The sequence below is a fragment of the Bradyrhizobium sp. genome (assembly GCF_030646015.1).
GTDB lineage: Bacteria > Pseudomonadota > Alphaproteobacteria > Rhizobiales > Xanthobacteraceae > Bradyrhizobium.
Window position 1 is genome coordinate 72,472 of the sequence record NZ_JAUSLT010000067.1, and the last position, 19,264, is coordinate 91,735.

The following is a 19,264-nucleotide window of genomic DNA, read 5'->3' on the forward strand; positions in this document are numbered from 1 at the left end:
ACAAACCTATGACTGCGATGATCGATATCAGCCGTGCGGAAAAGACCTTCACCATGCATCTGCAGGGCGGGATCGAACTGCCGGTCGTGAGCGGTGTCACCTTTCAGGTCGAGCCCGGCGAATGCGTGGTGCTGTCGGGTCCCTCGGGCGCCGGCAAATCCTCGATCCTGAAAATGATCTTCGGCAATTATCGCTGCGATGGCGGCCGCATCGGCATCCGCCACCAGGGCGCGCTGGTCGATCTCGCCAGCGCCGAGCCGCGACAAATTCTCAGCGTGCGCCGCGCCACGATCGGCTATGTCAGCCAGTTCCTGCGGGCGGTGCCGCGCGTCGCCACCATCGATGTGGTGGCCGAGCCCCTGATATCAAACGGAATGGCGCGTCCGGAGGCTCAGGAGCGGGCAGGGCAGCTGCTGCGCCGCCTCAACATTCCGGAGCGGCTGTGGGCGCTGCCGCCCTCGACCTTTTCCGGCGGCGAGCAGCAGCGCGTCAACATCGCGCGCGGCTTTATCTCCGATCTGCCGATCCTGCTGCTGGACGAGCCGACCGCCTCGCTCGATGCCGCCAACCGCGCCGTCGTGGTCGAACTGATCGACCAGAAGAAACGTGCCGATGTCGCCATGGTCGCCATCGTCCATGACGACGAGATCCGCCATCTGATCGCCGACCGCATCGTCGACGTGACGTCGTTTGCATCAGCCGCATGAAGAAAGAATTTTGACATGACTTCGACCGGGTCCGACACCGTTATCGGCAATGCCAGGATCGTTCTGGCCGACCGCGTGATCGAACGCGGCTGGATCGCATTTGCGAATGGCCGTATCGCGGAAACGGGCGAGGGTGACGCTCCCGCCGGCAGCGAGGATGCGGCCGGCGACATGATCATGCCCGGCCTGATCGAACTGCACACCGATCATCTGGAAGCCCATTACGTGCCGCGTCCAAAAGTGTTCTGGGATCCGATCGCGGCGGTTGTGTCCTATGACGCGCAGCTGGCGACATCGGGCATCACCACGGTGCTGGATTCCTTAAGGGTCTGGCGCGAGGACGGCGCCGAGGACGTCGATGGCAGGGCAGGCGTGCTGGCCGCGGCGATCTCGTCGGCGCGCGACGCCAATCTGCTGCGATCGGATCATTTCCTGCATCTGCGCTGCGAGATCCCGATGCCGAGCGTGGTCGAGGAGGCCAAGGAACTGATCGGGCGACCGGACGTCCGCCTGATGTCGCTGATGGACCACACGCCGGGGCAGCGTCAGTTCCGCGACGAAGGCAAGCTGCGCGACTATTATCGCGGCAAGGGCGCCGGTATGACCGACGCCGAACTCGACGTGCTGTTCGAGCGGCGTTTTGCCTATCAGAAGGCCTATGCCGCGACCAACATGCGCGAGATCGTGGCGCTGGCGCACCACTACAATATCCCGCTCGCCAGCCACGACGACACGACAGATGAAAACGTTGCCGATGCCGTTCGTGATCGGATTTCGGTGGCGGAATTTCCGACCACGATGGAAGCCGCGCATGGATTGCACCAGGCCGGTATCGGCATCCTGATGGGCTCGCCGAACGTGGTGCGCGGCGGCTCGCATTCCGGCAATATCGCCGCGGTCGATCTCGCCCGCGAAGGGCTGCTGGACATCCTGTCGTCCGATTACATCCCCTCGAGCCTGCTGATGGCGGCGCTGCAGCTGCCGCAATGCGCGCCGGCCATCGATCTCGCCTCCGCCGTCCGCACCGTCACCAAGACGCCCGCCGAAGCGGTGGGGCTCGCCGACCGCGGCGAGATCGCGGCCGGCAAGCGCGCCGACCTGATCCGTGTGCATGTCGCCCGCGACATTCCGGTGGTGCGCAGCGTCTGGCGTGAAGGACACCGCGTGGCGTGACCGACGAGTCGACGATATCTGGCCATCGCGCCGCCGCGGGGATCGGGCCCGGCCGGCTGGTTCTGGTGGTCGGCCCGAGCGGCGCCGGCAAGGACACGCTGATCGGGCTGGCCCGGGCCGCCTGCGCCGATGACGGCACGATCGTCTTTCCGCGCCGGGTGGTGACGCGGGAACCCTCGTCCTTCGAAGACAATGAGCAGGTGAGCCTGGAAGCCTTTGCGCAGGCACAGGCGCAAGGTGAATTTGCAGTCCATTGGGAAGCGCATAGCCATTGCTACGCGTTGCGCCGCGCGATCGACGACCAGATCGGCGCCGGGCGCGCGGTCGTCGCCAATGTATCGCGTACGGTAGTCGAGGCGATGCGCCGCACCTACCTCGACGTCGTCGTGGTCTCGATCACGGCGCCGCCTGAAGTCCTTGGCCAGCGACTGGCCGCGCGGGCGCGCCGCAGTGACGGACAGATCGCCGACAGGCTCCGCCGTGCCGTCGATGATGCGGCGGCCGCGCCTGATGTCACCATCATGAATGTCGAAAACGCCGAGGATCATGCGCTGGAACTGTTGCGGGCTATCAGGGGTGCTTGAACGGTGTCGATAATCGCAACGGTCGCGGAATTGGAAGCGATCTATGGTCAGCCGGGCGAGGCGTCGACCGTCAAGGTCGCCGACCGGATCACGCCGCCTTACCGGGTGTTGATCGACAAGTCGCCGTTCGCGGCGCTGGCGACCTCAGGCCCGGAGGGGCTGGATTGTTCGCCGCGCGGCGATCTGCCCGGTTTTGTCAGAGTCCACGATGAGAAGACCCTGATGATGCCGGACCGCCGCGGCAACAACCGGGTGGATTCGCTGCGCAACATCGTGCGCGACCCCAGGATCGCGCTGTTGTTCCTGATACCTGGCTCCGGCAGCACGCTGCGCGTCAACGGCCGCGCGCAGGTGTCGGCCGATCCGCAACTGCTGGCATCGTTCACGTTCGACGGCAAGGCGCCGCGCACCGTCATCGTCATGACGGTCGACGAGATCTATTTTCAGTGCGCCCGCGCCATCGTGCGTTCGGATCTCTGGAATCCGGACAAGCGGGTGGACCCGAAGATCCTGCCGACGCCCGGCCAGATCCTCGCCGACATGAGCGAGAATCGCGTCGGCGGCGAAGCGTACGACAAGGCATGGCCGGAGCGGGCGCGGCAGTCGCTGTGGTAGGGCGTCTTGCGGAGCTTCCGGCCACGAACGGCTTCTGTCATCCAACCGTCAACTCCGTCGTTCAGAGACTAGCGTCCCACCAGCACGGTTTGCCTATCGTCGGAGTCGTCCATGACCGAAAAGCCCATCCACGACCGCATTCACGCCGGCATGCTGGACAGCTTCGATGAAGAACTGGAACTCGAGATCGACGATGATCGCCTCGACGCGTTGACCAACGAGTTCTCCGGCCATACCGCGAATGAGACCCTCGATCGGCGAATTTATTTCAAGGAGCTGTTCCGCCTGCAGGGTGAACTGGTCAAACTGCAGAGCTGGGTGCAGCACCAGAAACTCAAGGTGGTGGTGATTTTCGAGGGCCGCGATTCCGCCGGCAAGGGCGGGGTGATCAAGCGTATCACCCAGAGGCTCAATCCGCGGATTTGCCGCGTCGCGGCACTTCCGGCGCCGAGCGAGCGCGAACGCACGCAATGGTATTTCCAACGCTATGTGTCGCATTTGCCGGCCGGCGGCGAAATCGTGCTGTTCGATCGCAGCTGGTATAATCGCGCCGGCGTCGAACGCGTGATGGGGTTCTGTACCGAGGCCGATGTCGAGGAGTTCTTCCGGTCGGTGCCGGAATTCGAGCGCATGCTGGTGCGCTCCGGCATCGTGTTGATCAAGTACTGGTTCTCCATCACCGACGAGGAACAGCATCTGCGCTTCACCATGCGGATTCACGATCCTCTCAAGCAATGGAAGCTCAGCCCGATGGATGTGGAATCGCGCAGCCGTTGGGAACAATACACCAAGGCCAAGGAAGCGATGCTGGAGCGGACCCACATCACGGAAGCCCCCTGGTATGTGGTCCAGGCCGTCGACAAGAAGAGGGCGCGGCTGAACTGCATCGCGCATTTGCTCGAACAGATTCCCTACAACGAAGTCGGGCACGCTCCGGTGGTTCTGCCGCCGCGAATTCATAGCCCGAATTATAGTCGAGGTCCGATTCCGGCCGAAATGTACGTGCCGGCGCGCTATTGAACGCCGTCGGCGACACATGACTGTAACACGAATGTCATTCCATGGGGCCGCCCCGGGGAAAACAACCGGGCTTGAATGGTCGTCCCCCGGTTTCGTTGCGCCTTGCAGGTTTGCGTCGTGACGTCCTGCGTTCGGCCAGGTTTTGCGGTGTCCAATGCAAGCTGAAACGCCAGTCGCAGAAATTGCCGCCGACGACAGGGGTCGGTCATCGGGCGCAACCGCGCCGATTCCGGGTCTGGTCTGGGCATTCCGCATCCATCCGGACGGCAGTCCGGAACTCCTCCCGGTCGATCAGCCGATTGCGTTCGCTCATGACGGCCTGCTCTGGCTGCACTTCAATCTGGCGGATGCGCGGGTGCTGCAGTGGTTGACCCCTGCCAACCTTCAGGTGCCGTCCCAGGCACGGACGCTGTTGCTGTCGAAGGATACCTATCAGCAGCTCAACACCGTCGATGACTGTGTCTACGGCGTGATCTCGGATCTGCGGCGCGACATCGGCGAGGCGACGGAAGACACCGGATACCTTCGGTTGATCATGACCGAGCAGATCATGGTGAGCGGCCGGCATCATGCGCTTTGCGCGGTCGATGCCACTCGCCGCGCGCTCGAAGACGGCCAACGTATCGAAAGCGTTGCCGCGCTGTTCGAGGCCATCGTCGAGAATGTCGCCAGTACGATAGACCGGGTCGCCGATCGCGTGGCGCACGATCTCGACGAACTCGAGGAGCAGGTGCTGTCGGGCGGCACGACGGACTTGCGCCAGAACCTCGGTCGCCTGCGGCGTACCTGCGTCCGGCTGCATCGGCAGGTTTCAGGATTGCGGATCGTGTTCCACCGGCTCGAACAGAAGAACCCCGGCGATCTCAAGCCCGCCTTGCGGCTCCGCGCCGGCAAGCTCGGCCAGCGCCTCGATGGCCTCGATCACACCATCGTCGAGATGCGCGAGCGAAGCCGGTTGTTGCAGGAAGAACTCCATCTGAAGATCGAGGAACAGGGGAACAACAACATCAGGGCGCTCTCGATTCTGACGGCGCTGCTGATGCCGCCGACGCTCGTCACCGGCATCTTCGGCATGAACCTCAAGGGCCTGCCGCTTGCCGATCTCGAAGCAGCCTTCCCGTGGGCGGCCATGCTGATGGCTCTGGCGTCCCTTGTCGCCTATTTCATCATGAAACGCTGTGGTGTCATCAGGTAGCGTCCGATTTCGATGATGCCTCGAAACGGCGCGTAACGCGGCTGTCACGTCAGCGTGCCAATGGAAGATGTCGATCACCCGAATCAGCCGGCGCGATAGTTGCTATTGCCGTCCGGACGGACGCACCCCCTGAAAGCCCTCGTGCTGCAAAACACACCCCGCAGCCACGCCCGACTGAAGGGGCTGGGTGTGGTCGTCAGCCTCGCCATCGCGGCGGCAGCCATCTTCGCGCTGACGCATGCGCTCAAAAACGTCGACTACGACGAGGTGTTCGCGGTCGTGGGACGCACCAGTCCCGGCGTCATTGTCATGGCCCTGATGCTGGTGGCCATTTCCTACGCCAGTCTGACTCTCTACGACCTGCTGGCGCTGCGCACGATCGGGCGGGCCGACATTCCCTACCGGATTGCGGCGCTCGCGAGTTTCACCAGCTATCCCATCGCCCATGGTGTCGGAGCAGTCGCGCTGATCGCGCCGGTGATCCGCTACCGGGTCTATTCGCGCCACGGCCTCGGCGTTTTCGACGTGGCGAATATCAGCTTCCTGACCGGGCTGACGTTCTGGCTGGGCAACCTGACGGCGCTGGCGCTCAGCCTGTTCTGCGCGCCCGATGCCATCAGCCTGATCAACTATCTGCCGCCATCTGCCAATCGCTGGCTGGCGGCGGCGCTGCTATCAGCTGTGCTCGCCTTCCTGCTCTGGACCTGGCGCGCGCCCAGAAGCTTTGGAACGCGGCGGTGGCCGGTGCGGCTTCCCTCAGGGCCCGTGGTTCTGCTGCAGATCGCGATCGGAATTTTCGATCTCGGCGCCGCGGCGCTGGCGATGTATGTGCTGTTGCCGGCCGGGCTGGATATCGGGGTGTTTCGCGTGATCGCGGTGTTCATCGCCGCGACGCTACTGGGGTTTGCCAGTCACTCGCCGGCGGGAATTGGCGTGTTCGACGCGGCTGTTTTGATCGGGCTGGCCGGTGACGAGAAGGAACCGGTGATCGCGGCGCTGCTGATGTTCCGGTTTCTGTACCACTTCTTGCCGTTCGTGCTCGCGCTCGGCCTGTTCGGCGGCCTGGAAGGCTGGAGGAGTTTTCGCGGCAGGAGCAGGCCGTGAAGCCGCTTGCGCCATTCACACCGGCGAGTTGAGCTTCAGCCCCACCATTCCCGCCACGATCAGCGTCAGGCACAGCACCCGGACCGGGTCGGCCGGCTCGCTGTAGATCAGCATTCCCACAATGATGCTGCCGGTGGCGCCGATACCGGTCCATACCGCATAGGCGGTGCCGAAGGGCAGGGACTTCAGCGCGATGGCCATCAGTCCGAAGCTCAGCGCGATCGCCACCAGGGTCGCAACGGTCGGCCAGAACCGGGTGAGGCCGTCGGAATATTTCAGGCCGAAGGCCCAGGCGATCTCGAGCAGTCCGGCCCCCAGCAATGCCAGCCAGCCGCTCACGCGGTCTTGCGTTCCGGCGGAAGGGTCAACACGGCATATTGCGCATAGCCGCGGAACGGCCGTTCGAATTTCAGATCGGCGCCGGAGCTTTTGACCATCGCCGACAGCTCGCGCTCGAGATCGTCACGCGGCGTGACGCCGAACAGCGCCAGCCACTGCCGAAGCAGCGTCCGCGCTATTTGTGGCAAGCGCTCCTGATCACCGAAATCGACGATGTGCAGGCTTCCGCCGGGCTTGAGGCGGCCGGTCGCCGCCTGCAGCACGAGGCGCCAGTCCGGAATCATCGACAGGCTGTAGGAAATCATCACATGATCGAACCGCGCGATGCCGAACGAGACCTGGGGGTTGAAGGCCGTTCCGTCGCCATGCGCGACGCGAATGCGCTTGGCGAGGTCGCGGCGCGAAATGGCTGAAATCGCCGATGTCAGCATTTCCGTGGAAATATCGATGCCGAAGAATCGCGCGTTCGGATAGAGCCGGGCGGCATGCACCAGGTTTCTGCCGGTTCCGCAGCCGATTTCCAGCACGTTCGCGCCGGCGGCAGGCTGTAATCCCGCGATCAGCTGGTCCCGGCCAAGCAAATAGTATCGCCTTGTGCCGTCGTAGATGTGGCGCTGCCGGCGGTACATCCGGTTCATGCGACGCGTGGCCTCGACCGGCCACGATGGTTCGGCACTGATTTCCTCTGTGTACATCGACATCCAAGCACCTCGTATCGCCTGTGATCGCTGGATCCTTGCGATGTTCGCGCGACAGGGATGTGACAGCGCGGGACAGTGTCCGCGGTTCCGCTTCCGCCGCTGTCGCAAAACTGCAGCGTGCTCCCGATACCCTCGTCGGATTGTTGATTCGAGGGATGGATGAATACGCAACTCATCGCCGACGCGGTCCGCAACTCCAGAGGCAAGGCCGAGGAAACCGTTTGGGACCGGCTGTTCGCGTTCTGGTTCCGCCGGCTGGTCTACACCCAGATCTGGGAAGACCCGGAAGCCGATCTCGCGGCACTTCGCCTGCCGGTCGGCTCGACCATCGTCACCATCTCCTCCGGCGGCTGCAACGCGCTGTCCTATCTCACGGCGCGGCCGGCGCAAGTGTACGCGGTCGACCTCAACGAGGCGCATCTGTCGCTGCTGCAGCTCAAGCTCGCGGGGCTTCGTGTTTTCTCCGGCTATGCCGAATTCTGGCAGTTCTTCGGCGAGGCCGCCTCGGTCGCCAACTCCGCGCTGTATCGCGATCGGCTGCGGCCGGTGCTGGACGCGGAGACGCGCGCCTATTGGGACAGGCTCAACATCATCGGCCGCCCGCGGCATGCCTATTTCACCGACGGGTTCTATCGCCATGGCATGCTCGGCCGCTTCATCGGCCTTGCCCATGTACTGGCGAAGCTGGCGCGGATCGATCTTTCGGCGCTGCTGAACGGCAAGGCAGATTGCCCCGATCGCATGCGGGCGCTGGATCGCCTGCATCGGCTGTTTCATTCGCCGCTGGCGCGCCTGATCACCGCAACGCCCGCGCTGCTGTTCAGCCTCGGCATTCCGCCGCAACAGCGGGCACTGCTCGGCGCCGACGCGCCGCTCAACGAAGTACTGCACGAGCGGTTGCTGCGGCTGGTCAGCGGTCATTCCAACGAGACCAACTATTTCGCCTGGCAGGCGCTGCAGCGCAGCTACCGCGGGCCGGGCGATGCCTGCCTGCCGCCCTATCTGCAGCGCAGCCAGTTCGAACGCATGCGCGACGGGGCGGGATTGATCATTCCGGTGCACGCCAATCTCAGGCAGTTTCTCGAAGGCCTGCCGGCGCGCGAGGTCGACGCCGTGGTGCTGCTGGACTCGCAGGACTGGATGGCCTCCGAAGAAATCCGCGCGCTGTGGAATGCGATCGACCGCACCGGCAGCAACGACGTCCGCGTGATCTTCCGCACCGCCGGCAAGGAATCTCCGCTGGAGAACGACGAACTGGCGCCGCTGCGCCAGATCTGGCGTCGTGACGAGGCGCGAAGCGCGATCGGCTTCGCACAGGACCGCTCGGGGATCTATGGCGGGTTTCACTGCTACGAGCGGCGCTGAGCGCACCGTGCGCAACGGCAGCTCAATGCTGCTCGGCCTTCCAGTCGCGCTTGATCTTCTTGGCGAGAGACCATTTGTGGACTTCGGTCGGACCATCATAAATGCGAAAGGCGCGGATCTCGCGGAAAGCCTGCTCGACGATCGTCTCAGCCGAGACGCCGGTGCCTCCCGTCACCTGCACGCATCGATCGGCAACCCGCATCAGCGCTTCCGATACCGAAACCTTGGCCATCGAACTCTCGGCCGTCCCCAGCGAGCCGGTGTCGAGCACGCCTGCGCACCAGTCGATCATCAGTTCCGACTGTTTCAGATCGATCAGGTTCTCCGCCAGCATGAAGCCGACGCCTTCGTGATCGACCAGCGGCTTTCCGAATGCGTGACGGCGGCAGGCATAATCGGTGGCGATCTCGTTGGCGCGGATCGCCAGGCCCAGCCAGCGCATGCAGTGCGACAGACGGGCCGGGCTGAGCCGGATTTGCGCATATTTGAAACCGTCGCCAGACGCGCCGAGCATCTGGTCGGCGGGCACGCGAAGGTTCTCGATCTCGATCTCGGCATGTCCGCCGGGCATCGAACTGTCGATCGTATCGATCACGCGCAGCGTCCGGATCGCGGGATCCGGCAGATCGACGAGGAACATGCACGCGCCGACGTCCGACTTCGCCATGACGATGCCGACCCGGGCGCCATCGGCCCCGGTGATGAACTTCTTCCGCCCGTTGATGACCCAATGATTGCCGTCCAGCCTGCACGTGGTCTGCATCATCGACGGATCGGATCCTGCACCGCCCGCGTCCGCCGGCTCGGTCATGAAGAATGCCGAACGCGCTCGGCCCGACACCAGCGGCTCCAGGAAGCGCACCTTCTGCTCGGCGTTTCCGACCTTGCCGAGCAGGTACATATTGCCCTCATCGGGCGCCATCGTGTTGCAGGCAAGCGGTCCCAATGGTGAGAGGCCGGATTTGATCAGGGCCTTCGCGGTCTCGCGCTGCGTGAGATGCGATCCATCCGGCAGAATGTGCGGCGTCAGGACGCCGGCCTTGCGTGCCTTCGCGCGCAGTTCCTGCACCAGCTCGTCGCTCGGGCCGTGCGGTCCCGTCCGCGGATCCTTCTCGTAGGGGATCACCTCGGCGCGGATGAAGGCCTCGATATCAGCGGCAATGGTGTCGGCTCGATTGTTCATGGAAGCGGATACTCCGGTCGATGCCGGCGCAAATATTCGCCGGGCTAGAGAACGCCAACGCAGCCATAGAGTGTTGAAGGGATAGGGATTTCATGGTGAGCGCGGAGGGACTCGAACCCTCGACCCCATGATTAAAAGTCATGTTATCCACACTCAACCGGACGCAACCGCACTCAAAAACCCTTATTTTATTGACTTTTGACCCTTCTGGCGTTCCATTCGGTCCCGCTTCGTTCCGTTGCATCCAGCTATTTTGTGTCCCCGGCGTGTCCCCGGAAGCAAAATCAGCAGCAGCGAATTGATCGGGGACGCAGAATGGATCAGCGCGTAGAGACTCGGAAAGCACTAACGGACGCATTTTGCCGGGCTCAGACAGCGCCCGCAAGCGGCCGGCTCGAATTTGCCGATTTGAGGTGCGCCGGTCTTTCGTTCCGTGTCACTTCGAAGGGCTCGCGGACATTCTGTTTCCGGTTTCGTGATCCGCTCACCAGGGCGTCGACCAGGGCGACGATCGGGACCTATCCCGATATCGGCCTAGGCGAAGCCAGAACGCGCGCGGATGCCATGCGCGCGACCGTGGCTGGCGGTGCCAATCCGGTCATAGAGAAGCGCAAGGGGCGCGCTGGCGCCTCCCAGCGGGCTTTCAGCGCCATTGCTGAGCGCTTCATGGTCGAACACTCCCGCCGAAAGAAACGATCGGCGGATGGCGACGACCGCAACCTCAACCTCCATATTCTGCCGAAATGGAAGTCCCGCCAGATTGACGACATCCGTCGCGCCGACTTGATCGAATTGGTCGAGGGCCTCGTGGCCACCGGTAAGCCGGTTCTTGCGAACCGGGTGCAGTCGCTCATTTCGTCGATTTTCAGCTTCGCGCTCGACGCGGATCTTCTGTCGGCGAATCCTTGCGCGCGGCTGCGAAAGAGGGGCGAGGAAACCGCCGGCACTCGCATCCTTTCGGACTCGGAAATCCGGCTGTTCTGGCGGCGCTCCCTGTTGCCGCCGCTTAGCCGCGGCGTCGGGCTCGCCATGCGCCTGCAGCTGCTCACGGGCGCCAGACCGAGCGAAGCGGCCGAGATCAACCTGAACGAATTACAGGCGATGGACAAAGCTGGCGAAGAAACGTGGATCATCCCCGGATCGCGGACCAAGAATAAACGAACGCATCTCATTCCGTTATCGGCTGCCGCTGTTGCGGTGGTGCAGGCTGGACTGGAACTAATCGATGATGACGACGCGTTTCTATTCCCATCGCCGACCAGAGAGGACTCCTCGATCGACGGTCACGCTCTCGCGGTAGCAATGCGGCGTCTAAGCGAAAGCGAGAAGTTGACCGGACCAGGCAGTAAGACATGGAAGGCTGAGCCGCCCACGCCGCACGACCTGCGGCGGACTTTCGCGACACGGCTCGCAGAACTGGGAGTGCCGAAGGAAGACCGGGACGCCTGCCTAAATCACACACCGACCGATGTCGGCTCGAAACACTACGATTTGTATGAACGTGCCAAAGAGAAGCGCGCTGCGATGGGTTTGTGGGCGTCGACGCTCACCGGCATTCTCAGGGTGGGGCAGGCGTCATGAATACTTCGCCTACCATTCTACCGCTTGACGAGACCTGTATAACCTCACCTTCAAAGGTGCATCTCGCGGTCACGGGCGCCGCGATGCTTTGGCCGCACGATCCTGATGCAAGAGAGCGAACAGCTCTTTCGTGGGTCGTGCATGAGGCGCGCGAACTGATGCGCGCGCGCCGATTGGCGCAAGAGGCAATTCTGGAGTTGGCTGAGCGCGGCCCAGACGCATTGCCGATGCAGGACCTTACGCAGGCATTGCTTGATCCCATCAAAAAGGGTTTCTTTGCGGGGCAGTTTCTAAGGCTCGCGTTGACCGGCCGTAATCCAGACGGAACGAAGCCCAATCTTGGCGAGGTGAACAAGTTCTTAGCTCGCCGCTACACAGGCAAGAAGGCAACCGACACCACGGCCATTTCTCAAATCTGGAAAGACTATCGACCCGTCGCGCACTATTGGGCTGCTCACCTTGACTATTGCGAAGCCACAGGCAGAAGCGACCTACCTTGCGCCGTTTCGGAATTCGGAAATTTCCTAGTGCGGGCCGAATCCTGGCGAGTTCGCGGAGAGGCCGGAAAGCCGCATAGGAATGCACCGTCGACCGTGCTTGACCCGAGCGAAACAGTCCGATTGCCGCCGGAGATCAAGTTTCGCAAAATTTATTGAAATACTTCCCGCCGGACTTTTGAGCTAGCGCTGATGCGTTCCCGCAGAACGTTGCGGGACTCCTGAGAAACAGGGAGCATCAATGATAGGCGCGACCGATACCAAGACTGCAGAGCAGACCCCTCGAATTTTCACCGAGGAAAATTACCGGCCGGTGCCGATCGCATATCCGCCGGCAGTTGCCGCGGTCGCGTCTGGTCGCACCAGGACGCGAATTTTCGGTGCGATCGAAAGCGGCGAGTTGGTGGCCCGCAAAGACGGCAAAGCAACAATCATCGAGCACGACGAACTGATGCGATGGGTCAAAACTCTGCCTGTCGTAAAGGCGAGGGCGTCCTGATCAATGGCCGGCGCCCGCCCATACCGTAACCCGATCTATGCCGCCGATATCCGCGAGCTCGGTGGCGTCGTGTCGGTGCACACAAGTCGGGATCGATGCGACGGCGCGCCGGTGTTCCGCGTCGGGCACATCAGCGGCGGCGGCGACGTGGCGTTTCTATCGTTGCCGATCATGCTGGAGGATCACGCCGCGGCTGCTGCGCGCGTCCTGGCTGAATTCGTCGGGTGTTCTGCGGACGTCCAGAAATCTGACGCAGGTTTGCCACGGGAAACATCTGACGCAGAAATAGCCGGCGGTGCGAAATGAGTACCGGCTATCAAGCAGCACAGGCCAATGGCACGAAAGGCGAGTGCCGGGAGGGCAGGGTGCGCCACACTGTGACGATGGATCGGGTCGTGTTCGAGGCCGTGCGCGCGGGTGCCATGAGGAACCGCAGGAGCGTTTCCGAGGAGATCGCGGCAAGGCTGTCAGCATCGGTCGCGTCTCGGGAGGTGCAGATTGCAAATCCCGGATCCTAAAGCGCGAAACCGCCCGGCGGCGAACCGGGCGGCAATTCACATTTCGAAAGATGCGCTGACAACGCCAGACACTCTTACAGCAGAACCCGCCGCGCTTCAAGTGAGGCGGCTGCAGCGGTTGCTTTTTGTCACGCCTGACACCGCCGCGACGATTGCGCGGCTGCATTTCGGCGAGGGGCGAGCATGAGCAATGTCGTCACCATGCCAGCGCCAGAGTGGACCAAGTCCCTGCAGCGATACCCCAGCGGCGCCCCCCATGGCAGCCTAGCAAACGTTTGCACCATGTTTCGATCGTCGCCGGAATTGCAGGCCGTTCTAGCGTTTGATGAGTTTTCGCAAAAGGTCATGCTGCAGTCAGCGCCGCCGTGGGAATTCGAACCGCGGGCTTTTTTGGCGCGGCCCTGGACGTCGCATGATGATGTTCTGGCGACAGAGCACGTCCAGCGCGGCGGCATACCGACCAAGGTTTCCACCACGGCGCAGGCGGTTGAGGTGGTGGCGCGGGAGAGACCATATCACCCCGTCAGGGAATATCTCGAAAGCAGTGAGTGGGATGGAACGCATCGCCTGCGAACCTTGTTTGCGACCTACTTCGGGACGGTGGACGATCGGTACGTCGCCAACGTCGGCAGCAGCTTCATGATCGGCGCCGTGGCGCGCGTTCTCAACCCGGGCTGCAAACACGATCATGTGCCGATCATCGAGGGCCCGCAGGGGATCGGAAAATCTAAGGCACTGAAGATTCTTTTCGGACCGCACTTTTCCGATGAACTTGGCGACTTGGGATCGAAAGATGCGGCTATGCAGCTGCCTGGCGTGTGGGGCTTCGAGCTAGCCGAGCTGGACGCCTATTCGCGAGCAGAGGCCGGACGGATTAAGGCGTGGGTTTCGCGAACCGTCGACCGTTTCCGGCCGCCCTACGGCACGCGGGTTATCGAGTTGTCGCGCAGCTGCGTCTTCATCGGCACCACCAACAACGACACCTACCTGAAGGACGAGACCGGTAATCGGCGATTTTGGCCCGTGCGAGCAACGCGCATTGATGAGGCTGGTCTAGCCCGCGACCGTGACCAGCTTTGGGCAGAGGCCTATCGGCTGTACTGCGGCGGCGCGCCTTGGTGGTTCGTAAATCAGGAGGTGGTGAAGCAGGCGCTGCAGGAGCAGGCCGACCGCCTCATAGACGACCCCTGGGACGGGATCATAGGCGCCTACCTTGCGACCCGGGCAGACGTATCGGTGGCCGAGCTATTGGCGGACGCCATCTGCATCGATCGATCACGCTGGGGCCAGATGGAGCAAAACCGAGTCGCGCGCTGCCTAAAAGCCCGCGGTTGGCAGCGCGTTCAAGTAAGGGCTGGTGACAAACGGGTGTGGAGATACAGGCGAAATCATGTTGGCGCTTAAACAACGACGCATCTGCACCAGTGCAAAGCCGGTGACATCGCGGATGGTGGTGACATCCGAAATCCCTGTGTCGCAAGGGTTGTCATCACAGTCACCAGTATCACCACTCAAAAACCTTGAGATACTAATACGCGCATATAGAGGTTTGGAATCTCGATTTGTCACCGGTGACGTGGTGACCGGTGACAAAGGCCAAGCGCGACAGTTTCGTGAAGTGTCGCAAATCGACCACCGCAACCGTCGCGAAGATCGGTATCTATCGGCGCGCCTCGAAGTCAGGGTGACCGGCAGGGGGGTATCAAATCCCTGCCGATCGGGGCGGTCCCTACCGCAGTGGGGGTCACGCAGAGAATCTTTCCCTCAATACGAATTTGAAGGTGCAAACCAAGATGCGAACCAGAGAAAGAAATTCCATCGATTGGAACGGCATCCGGGCCAGCTATCGGCAAAGCTCGATGTCAATCAGAAGCTTAGCGCGGGACTTTGATGTCAGCGACGCGGCGATTCGGAAGCGAGCGCGCAAGGAGAGTTGGGTTCGCATCGCGCCGGAGTCTGGTTTGCGCGAACCATCTCAGGCCCACTTTTTTGCTGAGCGGCTGGATGCGCTGGCGACAGCGCTCGCCGCGACTGCCGGCGGCAGCGTCGACCGTGCCCAGGAGAGCGACAGGCGGTTTGTCGCGGCGATGCTCGCTCTCAATGCGCCAACCTCGTCGATCGCGATGGTGCTCAAGGTTCCAGAGCCGCAACTGTTCGCAGAGTTCGCGAACGAACTTGCCATGAGGTGCAAGTGATCGTCCTGGGCAAACTTGACGATGTCGGCCGCGCCCGGCTCGAGGCCGCGGTCGCGAGGGTGCGCGCGTATGAGGTGGGGGTGCGCGCGGCCTGCGGTCACGGCGTTTTCAAGATGGCCGCCAGCGACAGCATCGAAAAGCGGCGGGCCGGTCAGAACGCGCGTTCCGCCGCGCGCAACTATCGGAATAAGAACAGCTTGGGCCGGGTGGTGGCGACGGTGCCGAAGGCGGGTTTCATCGACTGGATGTTGCGAACTGGGTGGTACCCGCGCCCACGAGAGGGTCCGCCCACGTTCGCCGGCGCCGTCGCGGCGCATGAGCTCATGTTGCTGGCGGTGACGACCGGCAAATCTATCACGCGTGATAACAAGAATTTGCGCGATGGGGCGACGAGTGGAAAAGTCGGGACGAAAGACGAGGAAAGCAAGGCATGAATAAAGGTGCAGTTTGCGATAAGACATGAGCGCCTCCCACGTTTAGAGTCAGAGGCTGCAGTTTCTCTTCGCTGGGGTCGCTGACTTCGTCGTCGCAGCGGTCTAGCTCGGCGTCGACGTCATAACCACTGCCGTAACCAGGTCGCGCGACTCGGAACAGCCAAAACCGCGAACGACAATTTCACAAGCTCAACCGGGCTCGCGCGCCACGAGTTAATCAATTTGTCGCGCCAGGCGCAGGACGTCGCGGTGTCGCTGGCGTCAGGGCAGTCGTCGTTCACGGTGCTGTTCCAGCAAGGCTCGCAGATTGCCGATGTGTTTATATCTTCACAGTCTGGCGTGAAGGGTTTTGCCCAGCAGGCAAGAGATGCACTGCTGTCTATTCTCACTCCGGGCCGCATGATCGTGCTCGGGTTCGCTGCGGCGTCGGCCGCGGCGTACGGGCTCTACGCGCTGTTGAAAACCGAGCAGCCGACCGCGGAGAAAAACCTCGAGGAACATGCGCGGCTGCTCGGCGTCGTGAAGTCGGCCTACAGTAATGCAACCGAGGCCGGCGCCAAATTCTATGCGCAAAGCCGGGAGCAGACGGTGTTGGAGTCGACGGCCAACATCGAGCGAATGCGCAACAACCTGCGTGATCTGACCGCGGAAATGACCAAGGCGAGCACGACGCCGACCTCCCTGGGTATGCCGGAAATGGGTATCGGTCCGGATCCGGCTGCGGTCGCGGCACAAGGGCGATTCAAGGAGTTCGCTGCCGCGATTTCCGATCTGCAGCATTCAATCCGCAACGGCTCTCCCGAATTCGAGGCGTTCAACAAGCGTGTTGCGGATATCGGCACCGAGGAACCGGCGTTACGCGAAGCGGCCGAGCGGCTGCTCGCGATCTCGAAGAATGCGACCGGGATGGCCCAGAACCTCGCACATGCGGAGTCGATGTTGCGGCTGATACAGGGCACGGCGACGGAAGCCGACCGCGCCCTGCTCAACCTCGCGGGAACGATCAACAAGGTCAACATGTCGCGTATGCGCGAGCAGAACGAAATCGCGCTGAAGGGTCTCACGGCGTTCAGTCCGGCGGCAAAGGGGGAGATTGCCTTTCTCGAAACCAAGATGCGCCTGCAGGACCAGGTGAACCGTCAAGAAATGACGAGCGCAGAGCAGGAAGAGCAGTCGGCCGCGGCCCGTCGGTATGCGCTGGCGAGCGCCGCCGTTGCACAGTCCGAGGCAGCGCGCGCCCGGGAATTGTCGGCGACCCAGAGCGTAGCTTCGGCGCAACTCGAAATCGACATGACCGGGAAGTCAATCGGCCAGCAAGCCGAGATGCGCGCCAACCTACAGGTGCGCCAGGCTCTCGAGCAACAGGCCAGCCAGAACCGGGCCGCGTTTGATGAAGGCGAATATGAGCGGCTGAAGAAGATCAACGCGAAATTGGGTGAGCGGACGCAGTTGGCCGCCCTAGCCGCCATCCGGAACAGTATAAAGTTCGACAGGGACACAGCGTTCCTGTCGCAAGAAGACGTCCAGATCGCTTCGCAACTGAAGGGTCTCTTCCCCGATATCGCTACGGCCTTGAAAAGCCCGGAAGCTGCCGCAATCAAGTTCAACGATCAAATCAAATCGATCAAAGCTACGGCGGAACAACTTGCCGGAACCTTTGCAAACGATTTCGTGTCGGGAATAATGAAGGGAAACTCGGCGATGGTCGCAATGCCTACGGCGTGCCGCGGTCTCGCTGGTGCATTGGCTAATGAAAAGAAAGCTCAGGACGATCCTCCGAAAGAGGTTGTCGAGCCGATGCGAAAGGCGGCCTGAGAGATGTCGGCTTGCAATGTGCTGGTGAAAAAACAGTCTGTGCACATTCTGATGGACGGGCTGTCGTACCATTCTGACGGCGTCGTGGTCCGGATTTCGCAAAAATGCTTTACCATGCCGACGCTGCACGCTTGCATTGCAACGATCGGCGCCGGCGGCGCGGCGATGATTTTCAGCATCAAGGCGGGAGAAGTGTTCTCTTCGTTCGACGAACTGGTTGATGGTGCTGAAGATGAATTTCCCAGTATCTTTGATCGCCACCGCGATCTATTCGAACAATGTGAATTCAGCGATTGCGAGCTATACGTGGCTGGATGGTCGAAGGCCAGCAATCAAGCCGAAGCCTACATGATGCGCATCCACGATCCGAAGGCGCAAGAATTCTGGAACGAGGCGACGACCGGTTCCGAGTATTCGGCGGAAGCCTTTAGGCTTCAAAAGCTCGATGGGATCGTCACGAACCCGCCGCCGGACGTCTCAGAACTCAAGGCCGCCGGTATGAGCTTCAACTGTCGACCGGAGGAAATCGGCGAAGTGATGTCGCCGGATGTCGGCTTATTGCACTTGATGGAAGTGCAGCGCCGAAAGAAAACGCCGCTGCGCCCCGAGCTTGATGCGCACTATTGGGTTGGTGGTCTCGCCTTGCTCACCTCGATCGACAGGACCGGCATCACGCAACGTGTGCTGCACCGATGGACCGAGGACAAGGTAGGCGAGGTGGTTACGCCGCGTCCGATCGACTGGAAGGCCTGGCGCGCATCGCGAGTGGTGGCCGGCGCTGCGATCCCTGAGGGTCTGTCGCGCCTACAGCGTGAGCGGATGGAAAAGAAGGCGCGGAAGGGGACGCTGCGAGCGGTGTAATGGCGCGGACGACCGACTCCTCCGGCCTAACGGGCAGATGGGATGTTTGCTTTCAATGCCGCTTCACCCGCGGCCGTGATACGATACTTCGGATACGGGCCGGCTTGCTTTTCGATCCAACCCTTTGCCAGCATGGTGGCAATGGTGTTGGTCTTAGCAGGATACAGAGCGGCCTCCGGCAGCCATTTGGACCCCTGCATATTTTGCAGAGCCGTGCGCTCGACGTTGTGCGGGATGTGAGGAGGTCGCTGCGCCAACTATTTCCCTTTCGCCTCCAGCCCGATCTTCGGCGGATTTGCCACGGTGGGTGTTTCTCACAGTTGCAGGCCAGCAGCTTGCACTGTTATCCGATAACTTAACGATCTCTTTTGATTACCTACTTCCACATCAATCTGGACCGTGTCCGCCCCTGAAAAATCTTTGTTCGGGGCGTATATCAGTGCGGTACTAGGGATCTTCCTCGCCGGGCATTTGCTGGACGCAGGAACGTTAGTCACCGTTATCTGCATCTGAATGACGCCGTTGGCCGGCGCGCCGCTGACGACGGGCACGGCAACTGGGCCAGGATTTGTGCTGCAGTCGGCCCGCGCATTTAGAAAATTGACCAACACAACCGGCACGCCGACCTTCGTTCTCAGTTCTTTGGGGCTCTGAGCCCAAGCCGTCGCCCCGGAAGCCATAAAGATCATCGCGACGATTTGAACGAACTTGCAATGCATCATCTTCCGTTTGCCTTCAGCCCCAGCCCCACAGTGCAGCGGCGTGCTGGACGGCGGTTGGCGGCATCACGACGTAACAAATGGTGAGAAGCGCGAGCACAAATGCCGCCCATACCCAACGCGGTGAATTTGACTTCATGACTGATGATCCCCCGACCA

General features: G+C 62.0%; 21 protein-coding genes, 1 tRNA gene and 1 pseudogene. 17 read left to right on the forward strand and 6 right to left on the reverse strand.

The window, feature by feature from the left end; translation table 11 throughout:
- Positions 1-8: 8 nt before the first annotated feature.
- The 7 genes from phnL to Q7T45_RS09700 all read left to right on the forward strand — a co-directional run bounded on the left by phnL (position 9) and on the right by Q7T45_RS09700 (position 6,398).
- Positions 9-707: a phosphonate C-P lyase system protein PhnL gene (gene phnL, locus Q7T45_RS09670; protein WP_304870126.1), complete on the forward strand. Its 699-nt coding sequence runs from the start codon at positions 9-11 to the stop codon at positions 705-707.
- A 15-nt stretch (positions 708-722) separates the two neighbouring features.
- A complete protein-coding gene (locus Q7T45_RS09675; protein ID WP_304870127.1) occupies positions 723-1,880 on the forward strand; it encodes an alpha-D-ribose 1-methylphosphonate 5-triphosphate diphosphatase in 1,158 nt (385 codons plus the stop codon).
- Positions 1,877-2,464 (forward strand): phosphonate metabolism protein/1,5-bisphosphokinase (PRPP-forming) PhnN, encoded by a 588-nt coding sequence (gene phnN / locus Q7T45_RS09680; RefSeq protein WP_304870129.1) that lies wholly within the window; start codon positions 1,877-1,879, stop codon positions 2,462-2,464. Before Q7T45_RS09675 ends, phnN begins: the two co-directional genes overlap by 4 nt.
- Before the next feature lie 3 nt (positions 2,465-2,467).
- A complete protein-coding gene (locus tag Q7T45_RS09685; protein WP_304870131.1) occupies positions 2,468-3,079 on the forward strand; it encodes a pyridoxamine 5'-phosphate oxidase family protein in 612 nt (203 codons plus the stop codon).
- A 111-nt stretch (positions 3,080-3,190) separates the two neighbouring features.
- Entirely contained in the window at positions 3,191-4,099 is a 909-nt protein-coding gene (gene ppk2, locus Q7T45_RS09690; protein WP_304870133.1) for a polyphosphate kinase 2, read from the forward strand.
- Positions 4,100-4,253: 154 nt separating this feature from the next.
- Entirely contained in the window at positions 4,254-5,294 is a 1,041-nt protein-coding gene (locus Q7T45_RS09695; protein WP_304870135.1) for a transporter, read from the forward strand.
- A 141-nt stretch (positions 5,295-5,435) separates the two neighbouring features.
- Complete coding sequence (locus Q7T45_RS09700; protein ID WP_304870137.1) at positions 5,436-6,398, forward strand: YbhN family protein; 963 nt, start codon at positions 5,436-5,438, stop codon at positions 6,396-6,398.
- 15 nt (positions 6,399-6,413) lie between these two features.
- Here Q7T45_RS09700 and Q7T45_RS09705 read toward each other — a convergent pair whose 3' ends face one another.
- Both Q7T45_RS09705 and Q7T45_RS09710 read right to left on the reverse strand, forming a co-directional pair.
- Positions 6,414-6,737 (reverse strand): multidrug efflux SMR transporter, encoded by a 324-nt coding sequence (locus Q7T45_RS09705; RefSeq protein ID WP_304738188.1) that lies wholly within the window; start codon positions 6,735-6,737, stop codon positions 6,414-6,416.
- Positions 6,734-7,438, reverse strand: a complete 705-nt coding sequence (locus Q7T45_RS09710) for a class I SAM-dependent methyltransferase (protein WP_304870140.1) — start codon at positions 7,436-7,438, stop codon at positions 6,734-6,736. Before Q7T45_RS09710 ends, Q7T45_RS09705 begins: the two co-directional genes overlap by 4 nt.
- 159 nt (positions 7,439-7,597) lie before the next feature.
- Between Q7T45_RS09710 and Q7T45_RS09715 the strand changes: the two genes are divergently transcribed.
- Positions 7,598-8,803 carry a DUF3419 family protein gene (locus Q7T45_RS09715; protein WP_304870141.1) on the forward strand — a complete coding sequence of 402 codons (1,206 nt, stop codon included), beginning with the start codon at positions 7,598-7,600 and terminating at the stop codon, positions 8,801-8,803.
- Between the two features lie 22 nt (positions 8,804-8,825).
- On the opposite strand, the gene Q7T45_RS09720 is transcribed toward Q7T45_RS09715, so the two are convergent.
- Positions 8,826-9,986, reverse strand: a complete 1,161-nt coding sequence (locus Q7T45_RS09720) for an acyl-CoA dehydrogenase family protein (protein WP_304870142.1) — start codon at positions 9,984-9,986, stop codon at positions 8,826-8,828.
- A gap of 93 nt (positions 9,987-10,079) precedes the next feature.
- A tRNA-OTHER gene (locus Q7T45_RS09725) sits at positions 10,080-10,161 on the reverse strand.
- A gap of 140 nt (positions 10,162-10,301) precedes the next feature.
- Between Q7T45_RS09725 and Q7T45_RS09730 the strand changes: the two genes are divergently transcribed.
- The 9 genes and pseudogenes from Q7T45_RS09730 to Q7T45_RS09770 all read left to right on the forward strand — a co-directional run bounded on the left by Q7T45_RS09730 (position 10,302) and on the right by Q7T45_RS09770 (position 18,386).
- The gene (locus tag Q7T45_RS09730; protein WP_304870144.1) at positions 10,302-11,567 is read left to right on the forward strand and encodes a site-specific integrase; all 1,266 of its coding nucleotides are present in this window, start codon (positions 10,302-10,304) and stop codon (positions 11,565-11,567) included.
- Positions 11,564-12,223 (forward strand): hypothetical protein, encoded by a 660-nt coding sequence (locus Q7T45_RS09735; protein ID WP_304870146.1) that lies wholly within the window; start codon positions 11,564-11,566, stop codon positions 12,221-12,223. Before Q7T45_RS09730 ends, Q7T45_RS09735 begins: the two co-directional genes overlap by 4 nt.
- Positions 12,224-12,305: 82 nt before the next feature.
- A complete protein-coding gene (locus tag Q7T45_RS09740; RefSeq protein WP_304870148.1) occupies positions 12,306-12,563 on the forward strand; it encodes a hypothetical protein in 258 nt (85 codons plus the stop codon).
- Positions 12,564-12,566: 3 nt separating this feature from the next.
- Positions 12,567-12,869, forward strand: coding sequence for a hypothetical protein (locus Q7T45_RS09745; RefSeq protein WP_304870150.1), 303 nt, complete (start codon positions 12,567-12,569; stop codon positions 12,867-12,869).
- Between the two features lie 395 nt (positions 12,870-13,264).
- Positions 13,265-14,485: a virulence-associated E family protein gene (locus tag Q7T45_RS09750; RefSeq protein WP_304870152.1), complete on the forward strand. Its 1,221-nt coding sequence runs from the start codon at positions 13,265-13,267 to the stop codon at positions 14,483-14,485.
- A 377-nt stretch (positions 14,486-14,862) separates the two neighbouring features.
- Entirely contained in the window at positions 14,863-15,276 is a 414-nt protein-coding gene (locus Q7T45_RS09755) for a hypothetical protein (protein ID WP_304870154.1), read from the forward strand.
- Positions 15,273-15,710 carry a hypothetical protein gene (locus tag Q7T45_RS09760; protein WP_304870156.1) on the forward strand — a complete coding sequence of 146 codons (438 nt, stop codon included), beginning with the start codon at positions 15,273-15,275 and terminating at the stop codon, positions 15,708-15,710. Before Q7T45_RS09755 ends, Q7T45_RS09760 begins: the two co-directional genes overlap by 4 nt.
- A 189-nt stretch (positions 15,711-15,899) precedes the next feature.
- Positions 15,900-17,525, forward strand: a pseudogene (locus Q7T45_RS09765) (phage tail length tape measure family protein); the annotation flags it as partial.
- A 3-nt stretch (positions 17,526-17,528) separates the two neighbouring features.
- Complete coding sequence (locus Q7T45_RS09770; RefSeq protein ID WP_304870158.1) at positions 17,529-18,386, forward strand: hypothetical protein; 858 nt, start codon at positions 17,529-17,531, stop codon at positions 18,384-18,386.
- Between the two features lie 26 nt (positions 18,387-18,412).
- On the opposite strand, the gene Q7T45_RS09775 is transcribed toward Q7T45_RS09770, so the two are convergent.
- Together Q7T45_RS09775 and Q7T45_RS09780 are read right to left on the reverse strand one after the other, a co-directional pair.
- Positions 18,413-18,643, reverse strand: coding sequence for a hypothetical protein (locus Q7T45_RS09775; protein WP_304870160.1), 231 nt, complete (start codon positions 18,641-18,643; stop codon positions 18,413-18,415).
- A 57-nt stretch (positions 18,644-18,700) separates the two neighbouring features.
- Complete coding sequence (locus Q7T45_RS09780) at positions 18,701-19,108, reverse strand: hypothetical protein (RefSeq protein WP_304870162.1); 408 nt, start codon at positions 19,106-19,108, stop codon at positions 18,701-18,703.
- Positions 19,109-19,264: the final 156 nt, after the last annotated feature.